Source organism: Streptomyces sp. HUAS ZL42 (genome assembly GCF_040782645.1).
GTDB lineage: Bacteria > Actinomycetota > Actinomycetes > Streptomycetales > Streptomycetaceae > Streptomyces.
Genome location: NZ_CP160403.1, coordinates 6567368 through 6584165 on the forward strand (window position 1 = coordinate 6567368; position 16798 = coordinate 6584165).

Annotated in this window: 10 protein-coding genes and 1 pseudogene; 3 read left to right on the forward strand and 8 right to left on the reverse strand. The window is 68.2% G+C overall.

From position 1 onward, the window contains the following. Nucleotides 1-90: 90 nt before the first annotated feature. The 6 genes from ABZO29_RS29980 to ABZO29_RS30005 all read right to left on the reverse strand — a co-directional run bounded on the left by ABZO29_RS29980 (nucleotide 91) and on the right by ABZO29_RS30005 (nucleotide 8132). A complete protein-coding gene (locus tag ABZO29_RS29980) occupies nucleotides 91-687 on the reverse strand; it encodes a hypothetical protein (RefSeq protein WP_367323277.1) in 597 nt (198 codons plus the stop codon). Nucleotides 688-734: 47 nt separating this feature from the next. Continuing rightward, entirely contained in the window at nucleotides 735-1613 is an 879-nt protein-coding gene (locus ABZO29_RS29985) for a carbohydrate ABC transporter permease (RefSeq protein ID WP_367323278.1), read from the reverse strand. Further along, complete coding sequence (locus ABZO29_RS29990; RefSeq protein WP_367323279.1) at nucleotides 1610-2590, reverse strand: carbohydrate ABC transporter permease; 981 nt, start codon at nucleotides 2588-2590, stop codon at nucleotides 1610-1612. The genes ABZO29_RS29985 and ABZO29_RS29990 overlap by 4 nt, the downstream gene beginning before the upstream one ends. A 100-nt stretch (nucleotides 2591-2690) precedes the next feature. Further along, nucleotides 2691-3995: an ABC transporter substrate-binding protein gene (locus tag ABZO29_RS29995; protein ID WP_367323280.1), complete on the reverse strand. Its 1305-nt coding sequence runs from the start codon at nucleotides 3993-3995 to the stop codon at nucleotides 2691-2693. A 68-nt stretch (nucleotides 3996-4063) separates the two neighbouring features. Further along, nucleotides 4064-7030 (reverse strand): glycoside hydrolase family 2 TIM barrel-domain containing protein, encoded by a 2967-nt coding sequence (locus ABZO29_RS30000; protein WP_367323281.1) that lies wholly within the window; start codon nucleotides 7028-7030, stop codon nucleotides 4064-4066. A 91-nt stretch (nucleotides 7031-7121) separates the two neighbouring features. After that, nucleotides 7122-8132, reverse strand: coding sequence for a LacI family DNA-binding transcriptional regulator (locus ABZO29_RS30005; protein ID WP_367326291.1), 1011 nt, complete (start codon nucleotides 8130-8132; stop codon nucleotides 7122-7124). Nucleotides 8133-8582: 450 nt separating this feature from the next. Between ABZO29_RS30005 and ABZO29_RS30010 the strand changes: the two genes are divergently transcribed. Together ABZO29_RS30010 and ABZO29_RS30015 are read left to right on the forward strand one after the other, a co-directional pair. Beyond that, nucleotides 8583-11390, forward strand: a complete 2808-nt coding sequence (locus ABZO29_RS30010) for a glycosyl hydrolase family 28 protein (RefSeq protein WP_367323282.1) — start codon at nucleotides 8583-8585, stop codon at nucleotides 11388-11390. A gap of 175 nt (nucleotides 11391-11565) precedes the next feature. Further along, nucleotides 11566-14463, forward strand: coding sequence for an RICIN domain-containing protein (locus ABZO29_RS30015; RefSeq protein WP_367323283.1), 2898 nt, complete (start codon nucleotides 11566-11568; stop codon nucleotides 14461-14463). A 187-nt stretch (nucleotides 14464-14650) separates the two neighbouring features. Here the strand turns inward: ABZO29_RS30015 and ABZO29_RS30020 are convergent. Together ABZO29_RS30020 and ABZO29_RS30025 are read right to left on the reverse strand one after the other, a co-directional pair. Next, a pseudogene (locus tag ABZO29_RS30020) lies at nucleotides 14651-14830 on the reverse strand (ISL3 family transposase); the annotation flags it as partial. A 229-nt stretch (nucleotides 14831-15059) separates the two neighbouring features. Further along, on the reverse strand, nucleotides 15060-15932 hold the full coding sequence (locus ABZO29_RS30025; RefSeq protein WP_367323284.1) for an aldo/keto reductase family oxidoreductase: 873 nt from the start codon (nucleotides 15930-15932) through the stop codon (nucleotides 15060-15062). 132 nt (nucleotides 15933-16064) lie between these two features. Between ABZO29_RS30025 and ABZO29_RS30030 the strand changes: the two genes are divergently transcribed. Further along, the gene (locus ABZO29_RS30030) at nucleotides 16065-16511 is read left to right on the forward strand and encodes a winged helix-turn-helix transcriptional regulator (RefSeq protein ID WP_367323285.1); all 447 of its coding nucleotides are present in this window, start codon (nucleotides 16065-16067) and stop codon (nucleotides 16509-16511) included. The last annotated feature ends 287 nt before the right edge of the window (nucleotides 16512-16798 follow it).

A 16798-nucleotide genomic window follows, 5' to 3' on the forward strand; every position in this document is an offset into this window, starting at 1 on the left:
CGTCGCTGTCCCAGCGATCTGTCCGATACCCGCTGGGAGTTGGTCGAACCGATCCTGACCGCCCGGCGGGCCGAACCACGGCCGCCATCTTCATCGCTCCGGCCGTACGGGCGCCAGCTTGCCGTAGTCGTCGGCGTTCAGGAAACCGGTCTGCCAGGGCCCGTCCATCTCGTTGCCGAGACACCACATGCGGATGTTGTGCGGCTCCGGCGTGCCGTTGGCGATACGCAGGTCCGAAAGCGCCGTACCGGAGGGGTGGTTGGCGTATTCGAGCAGGTCCAGGGCGGGCAGGATGCCGCGGGTGCCGAGGTTCACCGCCAGCATCATCTCGGAGTCGGTGAGCTTGAGCCAGCGGGCGAACTCGTCCAGGCCGACCTGGTTCGACTCCAGCGAATGCCAGGCGAGGTCGCGGCGGACCGGGCGCTTGTCGCGTGGGCCGACCGAGTCCTCCCAGCGGAAGCCGGAGACGAAGTTGCCGCCGGGGTAGCGGACGGTCCTGGTGCCCAGCTCTCTGACCAGTTCGACGACGTCCATACGGAACCCGTCGTCGTTCGCGCTCGGGTGTTCCGGCTCGTAGAGCCCGGTGTACACGCAGCGGCCGAGGTGTTCGACGAACGAGCCGAAGGTGCGGCGTCGGACAGGAGCGATGACGGCCTGCTTGTCGAGAGTGACGTGGGCGCGGGGCAATGCAGTGGTCCTTCGCGGTTCAGGAGGGGTGTGGGGCAGCGAACGCGTTACTTGACGGCGGCTGCGGTCAGGCCCTTGCGCCAGAACCGCTGGAGGCTGACGAAGGCGATGAGCAGAGGGATCAGTGACAGGAACGCACCGGTGATCGGCAGCAGCGGCGGCACTCCGTTGGCGAACTCCGCGCGCCACTGCACCAGACCCACCGTGACGGGCTGCAGTGAGGGGGTGTTGAGCATGAGCGAGGGCAGCAGGTAGTTGTTCCAGATGGCGACGAACTGGAACAGGAAGACGGTCACCAGGGCCGGGGACATCAGCGGCAGGGCGATCCGGAAGAAGGTGCGCCGTTCGCCTGCTCCGTCGAGCCTTGCGGCCTCGAGGAGTTCGTCCGGGACGGACGCCGCGGCGAAGATCCGGCACAGGTAGACGCCGAACGGGCTGACACAGCTGGGCAGCAGCACCGACCAGTAGGAGTTGGTGATGTCCAGCTTGGCCATGAGCAGGAACAGCGGCAGGGCGAACATCGGCGCCGGGATGAGGACCGAGGCGAGGATGACGTTGAACACGCTTTCGCGGCCGCGGAAGGTGAACTTGGAGAGCGCGTAGCCGGCCATCGCGGACAGCAGGGTGCCGACGGTGGCGCCGACCAGGCTGTACAGCGCGCTGTTGGCGAGCCAGGTGGAGAAGATGCCGCCCTCGAAGCTGAACACGTTCCTGATGTTGGTGACCAGGTCGAAGTGGGAGAACCACAGGGGCATACCGGTGTAGAGGTAGCCCGATTCCTTGGTCGAGGAGACGAACAGCCACCACAGCGGGATCAGCGTGTACAGGGCCATCAGGCCCAGTACGCCGTTGACGACGGCCTTGCTCGCGATGTCGGCGCGGCGGCGGGCGGGCCGGGTCGGTCGGCCGGCCGAAATCACGCTCATGCCATCGCTCCCTTGCGCTGGTTGTACTTGAGGAATCCGAACGAGAGCACGAGGGTGATCAACGCGAGAATGACGGACTGGGCGGCCGCCAGGTTCTGGCCGCCCACGTCCATGGCCACGGTCGTGTTCATGATCGGGGAGAACTTCGGGTCGACGCCCGGGATGCGCGCGCCGACCAAGACGGCCGGTTCGGTGTACATCTGCGCCGTGCCGATGATGGAGAAGACCGTGGTGAGCACCAGCGCGGGACGCACCAGCGGGATCTTCACCGCCCATGCCAGGCGCCATCCGGTGCAGCCGTCGAGCGCGGCGGCCTCCATCACCTCGGCCGGGATCGTCTGCAGCGCGGAGTAGATGATCAGCATGTTGTAGCCGGTCCAGCCCCACGTGATCATGTGCCCGATCGAGACCGGAACCCAGGACGGCGACAGGAAGTCGGTGTCGATCCCGATGTGGGACAGCGGTTCGGTGAACGGCGAGAGGTCTTTGACCAGGAGGAAGGACCACATCAGCGCGGCGATCGCACCCGGCAGCGCGTAGGGCAGGAAGAACGTGAGCCGGAAGGTCTTGCGCAGTCGGGCCGAGCGGGAGTCGAGCAGGAGCGCGAGCAGGAGGGCCAGACCCAGCATGATCGGGACCTGGACGCAGCCGAAGAGCACGACCCGGACGATCGACGCGACGAAGTCGTGGTCGCCGAAGGCGTCGGTGTAGTTGGACAGCCCCGTGAACTCACTGGACTGCGCACCGCCGAACAGCCCGGCGCGGCGGACGGTGAAGAAGCTCTGGTATATCGCGTAGCCGATCGGCGCGACCATCATGGTCACAAAGAGGACCGCGAACGGAGCCAGGAAACCCGACGCGGTCAACGCGCTGCGGCGGCCGGCGCGCAGCGGCCGACCGGCGGGGGAGGCGCGGCGGGTGACCGCGGGCGCCGACCGCGGCGGTGACGCGGTCCGGGTGCTGCTGGGACTGCTCATGGAAACCTCGCTGGGCGGTTCGTCGTCAGGGAGCGGATCCCCGCGGCGTCGGATACGGGCGGCCGCGGGAATCCATCGGGGCGGCGGGTGTCCCGCTGCCTCAGTTGGTCACCGACAGTCCGAGCTTCTTGATCGCGGCGACCGTCGAGGCCTGGACCTTGGTGACCGCGTCCGGCAGGGTGCCCTGACCGATGGCACCGGTGAAGTCCGTCTCGACCTGCTGGAAGGTCGGGCCGTTGGTCCAGGTGCTGGGCACCTGCGCGGCGGAGGCCTTGTACACGTCACCGACCTTCTGACCGCCGAAGAACGGGTCACCGCCCGTGAGCGACGGGTCGTCCTGTCCGGCCTTCGACGCCGGGTACAGCCCGCTTTCGATGCCCGTCTTCACGGCCTGCGGGTCACTGGACAGAAAATCGGCGAACTGCACTGCTTCGCGGGGCGTCTTGCAGCCGGTCATCACCGAGGTGGCCGAGCCGCCGCTGCTGGCGCTCTTGCCGTCGCCGGCCTCCCAGGTCGGCATCGGGGCGACCCTCCACTTGCCGGCCTCGCCCTTCAGGTCCGACTTCAGACCGCCTGCGGCCCAGGCCGCGCCGACGAACGTCAGCACCTTGCCCGCTTCGGAGGCCTTGTTGAACTGCGGGTCCCAGGCGCTGCCGTGCTTCGCCACCAGACCCTGGTCCTTCAGGTCCTGCCAGTAGGAGGCGACCTTGCGGGTGCCGGGGTTGTCGATGCTGACGGTCCAGCTGTCTCCCTGGGTTGAGTACCAGGACTGACCGGTCTGCAGGGTGAAGGACGCCAAACCGCTGGCGTCGCCGAGTATGGTGCCGAACTTCACACTGGGGTCGGCGGCGGTGACCTTCTCGGCGTCGGCCTTGTACTCGGCCCAGGTGGCCGGCGGCTTGCTGATGCCGTACTTGGCGAACAGGTCCTTGCGGTAGAAGAGGACCATCGGGCCGACGTCCACCGGAACCCCGTAGATCTTGTCGCCGACGCTGGAGGCGGAGACGGCCGACGGGACGTACTTGTCCATGTCGGCGCTCGCGTACTTCGTGATGTCCATGATCGTGTTCTTCACGAGCATCGACGGGATGGTCTGGTACTCGATCTGGGCCAGACACGGGCCCTTGCCGGCGGTGATCGCGTTGCTGATCTGGGTGTAGCCGCCCTTGGGGCCCGACGGGATCTTCTTGAAGGTGACCTTGATGTCCGGGTGGGCGGCGTTCCACTGGTCGACGATCTTCTCGTAGCCGGCCCAGCCCCAGAACTCCATGCTCACCGGCCCGCCCTGGCCCGATCCCTCGGCGGAGTCGTTCTTGTCGCTGCTGCACGCGCCGACGCCGAGTGCCATGATGGCCGCGGTGGCGAGCGCCAGGAGCCTGCGGGTGCGTATGGTGGTGCGGTCCATGTGAGGGAAACCCTTCGTGACGGGGACTGACTTTGCTGGACTGTCGGTGGGCGGGCGGCCAGGCCCGCCTACCGTCCGGTGCTGAACTCCACGCGGAACACGGTCGGGACCGCGGCCAGGACGTCCGATGCCGACGGGCCCGGGCCGCAGGCCGCGCTGCCGAGGCCGTGGTGCGCGTGGTCGAGGTGGAGGTGGAGTCGGCCGTCGCCGACCAGGTCGTGCTGGTGGGCCGCGGCAGCCAGGGCCGCAGTGCTCCAAGGACGCACGGTCAGGTCGATGACCGGGTCGCCCGTGATGAGCAGGGTGCCGTCCGCGGTGGTGATCCGGGTGCGGCGGACTTGGTGGCGGTTGCCGTTCTCCTGCGGGCGCACATACGGGGTCTGCATCGCCGACACCGTCGACCGATAACGGCCGACGCGAGCGGCGCTACGGGAGTCGCGGTACGTCTCGCCGGGACCCAGGCCGAACCACTCGACCTCGGCGTCGGTGCCGGGCAGCGACATCGCGATCCCCAGCCGGGGCAGCGGCACCGACCATGCGCCGTCAGGGGTGACGGCGCATTCCAGCCGGAGCAGGGCCCGGCCCGCGTCCGGTCCGTCGCCGACCGTCCAGCGGTAGACCACGCCGAGCGCGGAGGAGGATCCGGCGGCGGCGAGCCGGGCGGTGACCGTGAGCCCTAGTGCGTCGGGCTCGACGCGCAGAACCTCATGGCGCATCCGGTTCAGTCCGGCGGCGAGCCAGTCGGTGATCTGCGGCTGGCCGAAGGCGTTGAGCAGGTCGTTGTCGATCGGGGCACGCCAGATGTCCAGCCTGGGTCCGTCGAGCTCCAGGTCGCCGAGCCGGATCAGCACCCCGCTGCGGGCGTCGAACCGCGCGGGGCCCAGGGTGATGTCCCCGTCGTGGGCGATCGCCGGCGCCGGCGTGGACGGGACCGGCGAGGCGGCGGGAGCCACGACCAGCCCCTGCGCCCAGGCGATCTCGTGGCCGGCCCGGGCCCAGGTCTCGTCGGCGGCGAGCTCCGCGGTCACGGTCATCCACACCTCGTCGCCGGAGCCGTTCTCGCGGGCCGCATCGAGCGAGGCGGCGACCTCGGCGGGCCATTCGACGGTGGTAGTCGCGCCCGGAGCGGTCGTGGGTACCTTCAGGTCGCCGGAGCCCACCGGCTCGCCGCCGTCCTCGACGGTCCACCGGAAGTCCAGGTAGCCGCTGTCGCGGACGTGGTGCAGGTTGTGCACGCTGAACTGCCGAGTGGCCGGGGCGATGTGGATCCGGACCGGCTCGATGACCTTCTTGAACTCGACCAGACCAGGCGACGGCGTGCGGTCGGGAAAGAGCAGCCCGTCGGCGACGAAATTGCCGTCGTGGACCTCCTCGCCGAAGTCGCCGCCGTAGGCGTAGTACGAGTGGGGGTCCTGCTGCCCGGTGAGCCGGGCGATCCCGTGGTCGATCCACTCCCAGATGAATCCACCGGCCAGGCGCGGATGTGCCTCGATGACCTGCTGGTACTCGGACAGCCCGCCGGGTCCGGTGCCCATGGCGTGTCCGTACTCGCACAGCACGGCGGGCAGGTCGCGGCGGTGTGCGTCGTCGGCCGGATCGGCCGTCGGTGCCTCCTGGCCGCGTCCCACGGCGGCCAGCTCGTCCACACCGATGTACATGCGGGAGTACAGGTCGACGTACGCGCAGCTCGCGTAGTCGCCCTCGTAGTGGATCAGGCGGCTGTCGTCGCGCTGCCGGATCCGGGCGGCCACGGCGGCCAGGTTGGCTCCGGTGCCGGACTCGTTGCCCAGCGACCAGACGATGACCGAGGGGTGGTTCTTGTCGCGCTCCACCAGCCGCGCGGCCCGGTCCAGGTACGCCTCGCGCCACGCGGGGTCGTCGCTGGGGTTGCGCCGCCAGCCGCCGGGTTCGAAGCCGTGCGTCTCGAGGTCGCCCTCGCAGAACACCCACAGGCCGTGCTCGTCGCACAGGTCCAGGAAACGGTGGTCGGGTGGGTAGTGGCTGGTGCGCACCGCGTTGATGTTGTGCTGCTTCATGAGCAGCACGTCGGTCACCATGGTGTCCTCGGTCAGGGTCCGCCCCGTCAGCGGATGCCATTCGTGGCGGTTGACGCCCCGCAGCGAGATCGGCCTGCCGTTCGCGGTCAGCACGCCGTCCACGACGGCCACGGTGCGGAAGCCGATGCGCAGCGGTATCCGCTCCCCGGCTTCGGAGACCAGTTCCCCCGTGTACAGGCGCGGCCGCTCGTCCGACCAGGGCTCGATGCCGTCGATCAGGTGCGGGCCGGCCGGATCGGCGGCGGAGATGCCGAGCTCGGGAACCGACAGGGACACCTGGGTGGGGGCGGTGACGTCGACGGCCAGGGTGCCCTGGCCCGTGGTGTGGTCGTAGGCGGTGTGGACGAAGAAGTCCTCGACACCGCGGGCGGCCACGGACACCGACCGGAAGATCCCGGACAGCCACCACATGTCCTGGTCCTCCAGGTAGCTGCCGGACGACCATTGGTGCACGCGGACCGCGAGTACGTTCCGGCCGGGCCGCAGACCGGCGGAGACGTCGAACTCGGTGGTCAGGCGGCTGCCCTTGCCGTCGCCGAGCCGGATCCCGTTGAGCCACACCGCGAACGCCGAGTCGACGCCCTCGAACCGGAGCACCGCGGCCGATGCCGGGAACCCGTCCGGAACCTCGAACACGCGACGGTACTCACCGGTCGGGTTCTCACGGGGCACCCGCGGCGGGTCGACCGGGAACGGGTACAGGATGTTGGTGTAGGCGGGGGCACCGTAGCGCGGCTCGCCGGGCAGGCCGCTCATCTGCCAGCAGGACGGCACGGCGAGCAGGTCCCAGGCGGTGTCGTCGAAGTCCGGTGCGGCGAAGTCCCCGGTGAGGTCGTCCAGCCCCGACGCCAGTCGGAATCTCCAGTTGCCGTCGAGCGCGATCGTGGGCAGGTCGGAAGCGAACGCGGCGCGCGGCCGCAGCCGTCCGGTGCCCGGCGACCGGTCTTCGACGTAGGCGTTGGGGTCGAGGACGTTCATCAGTGACGGTGTTTCCTCTCAAAATGCCCCGTGGTGGCGGGAGATGGCTGGAAAGGACTGCGCCGGCGGCTATGGGGTGTGCCGTGGCAGGTCAGGCGGTGCCGGGCGCCGAGCGGTCGCCCCGGGCGGGGCCGCTGCTGTCCCGGATGGTCAGGGTCGGGCGCAGCAGCGATACGACGTTGGTCGGCGGCCGGCCGGAATCGACGGCTCGCAGCAGGAGTTCGACGGCCTGCTGGGCCATCTCGCGTTTGGGGAAGGTGACCGTGGTCAATGCCGGTCGGATCCGCCCGACTTGGGCGATGTCGTCGAAGCCCACGACGCTGACGTCGTCGGGAACCCGCCGCCCGGACCGGACCACCGCTTCTATGGCACCGACGGCCAGGACGTCGTGGGTGGCGAAGATCGCCGTCAGCTCCGGATCCGCCTCCAGCGCCGCGCAGGCCGCGGCGAAGCCGCCGGCGGCGTCGTCGCTGGTGCAGGCGAACACCATGCGGTCGTCCAGCCCGTCGGCGGCGAACGCGCGGCGCAACCCCACGACGCGCGGCGTGTGCGCGGGGAGGTCGGCGATCACCGCGACCTTCCGGTGGCCGAGATCCCGCAGGTGGCACCCGGCCAGAAACCCTGCGTGCTGGTAGTCGATGGACACCACCGGCAGTGTGGTCGGCGGGTCGCCCTCCCAGGCGAACAGCGCGACCGGGAAGTTGGCCTCGGCGAGCATCGGCAGCTGCTGTTCGACGCCGTTGTCCCCGGCGACCAGCAGTGCGTCCACCGAGCGGGCAGTGAGGTTCTCCAGGTGGGCCCGGGTGTAGTCGGGATCGTCGCGCGTCGTGGCGAGCAGCAGGTTGTATCCGTGGCCGACCAGGAGGTTCTCCACCTCCTCGACCACCTCCGAATAGAACGCGTTGGCCACCGACGGCACGAACAGCCCCACCGTCGACGTGCTGCCCGTGCGCAGTGAGCGCGCCACCAGGTTCGGCTTGTAGCCGAGTTCGGCGATCGCCTTGTTCACCTTCGCCAGGGTCTCCGGCCGTACCTTCTTGCCCGAAACCACGTTGGAGACGGTCTGTTTGGTGACGCCCGCCCTCGCGGCCACATCCGCCATTGTCACCACGTAGGCTCCCCGAAACATTTATCGATCCACGAAAGTGGCGTCAGCGTAGGGCGGTTGTCGCGGCAGGGCAAGACTTTGCGCCATGGCCGTGATTCGGCCGTTACGGAGCACGGTGGGGGCGCCATGGGCAGGTCGTGATTGTTTTCGCGACTTGACGTGCGCGGAGCATTGACGGTTCCGGAAATGCGGCAGTAACGTCCCCGCCACGCCAGATCTCATGGATCGGTCAACGTGGTGCTGTTGTCACTCTGGCCCACCGCGCGCAACAACACTCGATGTCACCTTGCGCCCCGCGCTCGGTGCGTCGGGGTGGTCCTCTCGGCCGCGACGGCCCCAACGGCCGCGGTCCGGCCGCAGCATCGCGAATGCTCCGCGCCGTCTCCAGCAGGCGGCGAGCGCCTGAACAGACCTGGAAAGGTCTCGTCCGGAGGAGAGACAGGCATGAACCGACCGGCCGGCGGCGACGCCGACCCGAACCCCGCCCCGGCGCGACGCAGATCGCGCGTGAAGCGCTTCATCGCGGCCGCTGCCGGCGCCACCATCACGGCGGCGAGCCTCATGCTCACCGGCACCGTCCCCGCACACGCCGCCACCACCGTCCACACGTACGCACCGACGGGAGTGGGAGGCGGTACGACGACGTCCCCGGACGTGGCGTCCACCAAGTACCAGGTGCAAGTCGCCGGAACGCCGGTCCAGGCTGTCCAGTACACCGCGAACCGCCACAACTTCGACATCGCGCGCTTCGCGTCGGACTCCCGGACACCGACGATCACGGTCACGCTGCCCAGCACCACGATCGACACGGTGAACATCTATCCGGCCCGCTACTACCCGTCCGGCAGCGTCTCGGTGAGCGCGGACAAGCACACCCTGACGTTCCAGATGTCAGCCGACGCCGGGTTGAACCAAGCGATCGTGATGGTCAACGGCGACTCGACCAACGCCACGGGACAGCCCTACCTGGCGGTCATCAACGACCCTCTGGAAGACCCGGCGCGGCGCCCGAACACCACGAGCGCACCGGACGGTTCCGGCGTCAACCTGCAGACCGGTGTCCTCAACTTCCAGGAGTTCGCCGCGAAGTACCTCGCGGCGAACCCGAACAGCGCGGCTCAGAAGGCTCCCGCCGCGACGACGAGCTCCATGGCCGGCAAGACCGTCAACGGCACCGCCATCCCCGCCGGTCAGCAAACCTCGGCCGGTAGCCTGGTGAGCGCGAGCAGCGTCAATGTGCGGTACCCGAATGTGCGGGTGATGGCCGCAGGCGACGTCACGTACGCCCTGCAGGCCGCCATCGACACCATCAAAGCCAACCCCACGGCGCTCAACACGCTCTACTTCCCGAACGGCACGTACGTGTCGTCCGGTCTCCTGGTCAACGGTCTGGACGGCAGCAGGCTCAAGGGCGGCAAGCTGAAGATCTACACCGACGAAGGCGCCCTGCTGAAGAACCGCGTCCAGGCGTACATGGAGGCGTTCGAGCCGGCGGTCGGGATCATCCACTCGAGCAACATCGAAATCTCCGGCCGCGGCGTCTTCGACGGCAACGGCGTGGCGAACTACAACGCCCGCGGCATCGGTGACTCACATGACGCCTACCGCAGCCAGCACCAGGGCGGCGTCATGGTCATGCACTCGTCGGACATCACGTTCAACGACACCTACGTGCGCGACGCGAAGCAGTGGAACTATGAGACCCACAGCGCCAACAGGGTGACGTTCAACAACATCAAGGCCCTCACCCCGTACGGCCAGCCATGGATCGACGGGACGGACTTCGCGAGCGGCCAGGACATCACCGCCAACGGCGTCTTCACCCTCGGCAACGACGACGCGTTCGCCTCCGGCCACTACAACCCCAGCGACGGATTCACCCCGCTGGCCCCCGGCGTGTGGAACAACTTCCAGCTCGGCACCTCCACGCCCGACGTCCAGGGCTATGTCAACGCGGTAGGCGCCCACGACACCGTCGCCGACGAGCTCGGGTTCGACAACTACCACTGGGACAACCAGGACTCGAAGAACATCTCGGTCAGCAACACGCTGAACTGGTCCGTCGGTGCCGGCAACTCGATCCGAATCGGATGGAATTCGTACGGATACCGGCTCAACAACTACACGTTCGACAACTTCAACTCCGTGTCGGCGCCGGCCGGCGGCATCTTCACGCAGAACAGCCCCAAACCGTACCCGCGCATCTCGAGCATCGTGATAAAGAACAGCTCGTTCGACACCTCCCGGTACACGTCGGGACCGATCAGGCTCAACGGCGGCAACGGGTCCACCCAGACCATCACCGCCGACGATCAGGCGACCTACGGGCTCGCCCCCAACCCCGACGGGTCGGGCACCACGTACACGTACACCAAGACCCCGATCAGCACCTTCAAACTCGACAACGTGTGGTTCTCGCAGCAGAAGACGAACAGCAGCCCGTTGAACGGCGCCACGAACGTGACGCTGAACAACCTCCGCGTCGCCGGCCAACTCGTCAGATACACCAGCCAGTTCCCGCTGACGACGAGCGGGATCGGCACGCTGACCACCACCTACACGGACGCGAACGGCCAGACCCAGAACGTCAAGGCCGGCGCCCTCACCAGCGGCGACACCTGGGTGGGTGCGTGGTGGGGCGACCAGACCAAGAACAACTCCTCGGACCTGACCCTCATCACCCGCAACACCGGGGTCGGCCTGATGGGCGAGCAGTACACCACAGGATCCGGGGACGGAAAGCTCTCCTACATCCAGTTCCCCCTCAACAGCCTCACCAAGGCACCGAGCCAGGCGACACTCCATCTCACCTACGTCGGCCACCGCTATTCGTCGGTCCCGTCGACTGACACCGACCAACTCCTCGTGCAACCCGTCAGCGACACCACGTGCACCGGCGGCGGCACGTCCTGCCCTATCAACACGATGACCTGGCAGAACCGGCCGAGCTTCACCGCCACGACCTCCTCCGTCGCCAAGTCGGCCACCTTCACCCTTGGTTCGACCCTCATCCCCGAGGGCGGCGGTACCCACCAGGGCAACGCCATCGACGGCCGCGACATCACCGTCGACATCACCGCCTTCGTCCAGAACGCTTACGCGGCCAACCAGTCCACGCTCCTGCTCGCCGTCTGCAACGCGGGGGGCACGAACCACGAGCTCCGCTTCGTCAGCTCGGAAGGCGCCACCGGCTCCGGGAAGCTCACCAACGGGACCGCCGAGATGGCGCCCGGGGTGACCGTGACCCCGTAGACACTCGAGGCCGGTCCGTCCCCGCGGGACGGGCCGGCCTCAGCCGTCCCGTTCTGCCGTCGACGGCTGATGCAGCCACCGCATGTCTGACAAAGCGCTGTTGTTCACCACCGCACCCGCACCGGTGGCACCCCTGTGCCCAGTTGTACTCACCGTCCGACAACGGAGTCGACCCATGCCACTGCCCGACCTTCCCCTCAACCGTCGGCGTTTCCTCACCACGGCCGCCCTCGCCGCCGGCGCCGCGGCCCTGCCCGGCTTCGTCTTCGCCTCCCAGGCCGCCGCGGCCGTACCGCCCCAGGTCACCCTGCCCGACCGCGGCATCTGGGACAACGCCACCGCCTCCGCCTGGACCGACGGGTTCCTGAGCGGAAACGGCGAGTACGGGGCCGTCTACCACGGGGCGCCGACGCTCGAGAAGATGATCTTCAATCATCACCGGTTCGTGCTGCCCAACGGCAGCCGGAGCGTCATGCCCCCCGTGATCTCGCCGTATCTCGAGACCGCCCGGGACCAGGCGCTGGCCGGCGACTACTCCGGTGCCTCCACGACCTTCGCCCACGGCTGGAGCCTGCGCTGGACCCAGAGCTTCCACCCCGGCTACGAACTCCAGCTCAGCACCCCGGGCATGACCACCGTCAACGACTTCGCCCGCATCACCGACTTCCGCACCGGCGAGATCACCCACACCTGGACCGACCAGTACGGCACCTGGAAGCGCCACGTCTTCGTCTCCCGCGCCGACCAGGTCATCGTCCACGAGCTGCTGCCTGCCACCGGCCGCACCGTGGACACCACCATCAGCGTCAACACCGCTCTCGCGGGCGTGCCGACCAGAGTGTCCTTCTCCACCACCGCCACCGTCACCAGCGGCGACGGCTACCTGAACCTGCGCGGCACCTACCCCTCCGGCGGTGCCTACGGCTACGAGGGCGTCACCCGCGTCGTGGTCTCCGGCAGCGGCTCCTCCGTCACCGCCGACGGACAGACCCTGGTGGTCGCCAAGGCCACCAAGGTGCTGCTGCTGACCAAGCTCGGCCGCTACGAGACCTCCACCGGCTGGAACAGCCGGCCCCTGCAGACCGCCCTCGCCGCGCTGACGGCCGACTACGCCACCCTCCTGGGCCGCCACGCACCGAAGCACCAGGCCATGTACGACCGCTCCAGCATCGACCTCGACGTCTCCGCCGCCGACCGCCGGCTGGCCACCAGCGAGCTCATAGCCCGCCAGAACAGCAACGCGTCCGTCATCGACGTCGCACTGCTGGAGCGGATGTACGACTCCGGCCGCTATCTCTTCATCAGTTCCAGTGGTGTCCTGCCACCACGCCTGACCGGCATCTGGACGGGCACCTGGAACGGCTCCTGGGCCGACGACTTCACCACCGACGCCAACATCAACCTGCAGGTCGCCGGCGGCAACATCCTCGACCTCACCGACGCCATGCAGGGCTACTTCGACCTGATCCTCGGACAGCTGCAGCACTGGCGCGACAACGCCACCAACCTCTACGCCGCCCGCGGCTTCCTCGCCCCGTCCCGGACCGACGGCGAGTACGGGCACATGCTGCACTTCAACAGCGGCAGCTTCCCCGGCGAGGCCTGGACCGGCGGCGCCGACTGGCTGCTCTACCCGCTTCTGGAGTACTACCAGGTCACCGGCGACAGCGTCTTCCTGAAGAACAAGCTCGGCCCGGCCCTGATGGAACTGGCCCTGTTCTACGAGGACTTCCTCACCCGCACCGACTCCAGCGGCAAGGCCGTCTTCGTCCCCTCCTACTCCATGGAGAACACCCCGCTCAGCACCGGCCAGGCGTTCTCCATCAACGCCACCGGCGACATCATGGCCGGCCGGCACGCCCTCCAGGCCGCGATCGACGCGGCCAACACCCTCGGCCTGGAGCAGGGCAGCGGCCAGGGCGTGCAACGCTGGACCGCCCTGCTCGCGAAGCTGCCCGACTACACCGTCAACAGCGACGGGGCGCTCGCCGAGTGGTCCTGGCCGGGCCTGACCGACCGCTACAACCACCGGCACGTCCAGCACCTGTACGGCGCCTGGCCGCTGCACGAGATCAACCCCGAGGACAAGCCCGACCTGGTCAAGTACGCCCGCACGGCCCTGGACAAGCGAGTCGACCAGAATTATTCCGCCCACGGCAGCCTCCACCGGGCGCTGGCCCGCGCCCGCCTGAAGGACGGCCCCGGCGTCTACGGCAACCTGCTGAAGATCTACGGCAAGAACATGGTGTGGCGGAGTCTGATGACCTCCCACAACCCCAACCTGGACATCTACAACTGCGACGCCGCCAACACCATCCCCGCCGTCCTCGGCGAAGCACTCGTCTACACCCGCCCCGGTGTCCTTGAGATCCTCCCCGCCCTGCCCGATCAGCTCACGAAGGGCACCATCAACGGCGTCCGCGGCCGCAACCGCATCACCATCCAGTCGCTGTCCTGGGACACGGCGGCCCGCACGGCCACCGTCACGCTCACCTCCGACACCGACCAGAACATCACCTTCATCTGCCGGCGCGGCATCACATCCATCAGCACCGGCGCGACGGTCACCACGTCGTCGCTGGGCAACCACGCCCGCATCGTGTCGCTGACCGCAGGAACGAGCACCACGATCACGATCGGCCTGCTGACCGGCCCCTTCAAGCTGGTCAACCGCAAGAGCGGCAAGGTCATGGACGTCTCCGGCTCCTCCACCTCCGACGGCGGGCCCGTCATCCAGTACACGTGGTCCGGCAGCGCCAACCAACAGTGGAAGCTGCTCCCCGAGCACGACGGGTCCTACCGCCTGTCCAACGTCAACAGCGGCAAGGTGCTCGACGTCCCGGGCAGCTCCACCAGCGCCGGCACAGCCCTGGACCAGTGGTCGGACACCAACGACACCATCCAGTGGTGGAAGCTCGTTCCAGCGGCCACCAGCGGCTACTACCGCCTCGTCAACGTCAGAAGCGGGCTGTGCGCGGACGTGCAGAGTGGATCCACCGCCGACGGCGCCAAGGTCATCCAGTGGCCCGCCAACGGCGGCTCCAACCAGGAATGGCAGCCAGTGGGGCTGTGACGGCCCTGGGCACGTGACCGGCGGCGATCCGACTCGCCGCCGCGGCCTGGCTCCGGCATCACAGGATGGCCAGGTGGCGGCCGGACAACGGCACGGGCCGACTGGCTGGTAGTCATGACCGCGATGCTCAAGGGCGGTTCGATGCAGCGGTAGCGACGGATCGTGACATGAAGGATCGTGGCCGTCACCCGAGTGGCTCGTGCGCCAGCCGCCGGGTCACGGTGTCACGCGGTGTGCCTTGGCAATCGCAGAGGTGGCACCGCTGATCGGACTCGACGACCCGGCACGCCAGAACCGCACGATCCGTGGTGAGTCGCTGGCCGGTGACTTCGGGCCCAAGCTCGTCAAGGCGGCAGAACGTAGTCATGTCGGCGTGGGCGAAGGGAACCCCGCGGGAGACCTCGACGCCTACCCGGCCACCGACGCGGAGCGAGCTGCCACCGCCGGTGGACACAAGTTCCTGACGGTTGATGATCTGAAGTCAACCAGGGAGGTGAATCGTTCCGTGTCGGCCCCGGTCGCACCAAGGGGGACCGGGGCCGAGACTTGAACGGTGGGTTCGGTCGTGGCTTGTGGGCCGTTCAGTTCTGGGGCATTCAGCGGCCGATGCCGTCCAGTTCGGTCAAGTCCTCATGGGAGAGGGAGAGTCCCGCGCCGGCGATGTTCTCGCGCAGGTGTGCCGTCGATGACGTGCCGGGGATGAGCATGATGTTCGGTGATCGCTGCAGCAGCCAGGCCAGCGCGACGGACATCGGTGTCGCCTTCATTCGAGCGGCGACCGCCGAGAGCGCGGAGGACTGCAGTGGGGTAAAGCCCCCGAGGGGGAAGAAGGGCACGTACGCGACGCCGTCGGTGGCGAGCCGGTCGATGAGCTTGTCGTCGTGGCGGTGGGCGAGGTTGTACATGTTCTGCACGCACACGATCGGCGCGATGCTCTGTGCCTCGGTGACCTGCTCCTCGGTGGCGTTGCTGACCCCGAGGTGGCGGATCAGGCCCTGCTGCCGGAGTTCGACGAGCGTCTCGAACGCCTCGGCGAGCGAGCCGGGCTGGGGACCTTCGGCGTTGCCGAGTCGGAGGTTGACCAGATCGAGTACGTCGAGCCGGAGGGACGTGAGGTTGTCGTGGACCTGGCGGCGCAGATCTTCGGGACGCCGGGCCGTGGGCCAGCCACCCTGTGCGTCGCGGGTCGCGCCCACCTTGGTCACGATGCGCAGCGACTCGGGATAGGGGTGCAGTGCCTCGCGGATCAACTCGTTGGTGACCCGCGGCCCGTAGGCATCGCTGGTGTCGATGTGGGTGACACCGAGATCGACCGCTTCCCGCAGAACGGCCAGGGCACCCTCGCGATCGGCCGGCGGCCCCATCACCCACGGGCCGGCCAGTTGCATGGCGCCGTAGCCGAACCGGGTGACGGTCAGGTCACCCAGAGGCCAGGTGCCGCCGGGAAGAGAGAGGGAGGGTGTGCTCATCTCGTTGCCTTTCGTCGTGCACTTGAGGGGTGGCGCCTGCTGCCTCCATGCATCAGCATCGGAGAGAAACTTCCTGTCAGGAAGTAGGCACTTCGGAGTGCGTAACCCACCCATTGGTGAGAGGTGTGATCAGTGACGACGATGAAGGCGGCCCAGAAGAGGGCTCAGGCCAAGGTGGAGTACAACGCGTTCCTGGCAGCATGCCCCAGCCGTCAGCTGCTCGACCGAATCTCGGACAAGTGGGTCGTCCTGATCCTGTGTGCGCTGGGCGGCGACAACGGTTCCGGCCGGCCTGGTGCAGCACACGCAGACGCTCCGAAGGCGATGCGTTACTCCGAGATCTCTCGTCTTCTGGCCGGGGTCAGCCAGAAGATGCTGACCCAGACACTACGGTCGCTGGAGCAAGATGGATTGCTCACCCGCACCGTGACGCCAACTGTCCCTGTCACCGTCTCCTACGAGCTGACCGACCTCGGCCTCTCGCTCCACCACATGACGCGCGGGCTCAGGAACTGGGCGCAGACACACATGGCCCAGGTCCTCGCAAACCGCGAGAACTACGACGTTCGCACCCCCTGACGACTCACATCCAGCCGTCCAACGACTCCAAACTCTCGGCGCTACACCCTCAACTGCGAAGAGCCGGTATCTGGGGACGCGGTGAGCGGTCTGGAGGTGGGGGAAGGCTCACTCACCGCCGTGCTGCACGGTACGACGCCCACAAGGTGGAGCTCACCCTCGGCGAGGACGAGGGGCTCTCGGGGTGGTGCGACTGCCCGTACGGGCAGGAGGGCAACTTCTGCAAGCACTGTGCGGGATAGTTCGCGGCGAGCAGAAGCGGCTGCTCATCGGCACCTCCCGGCGAC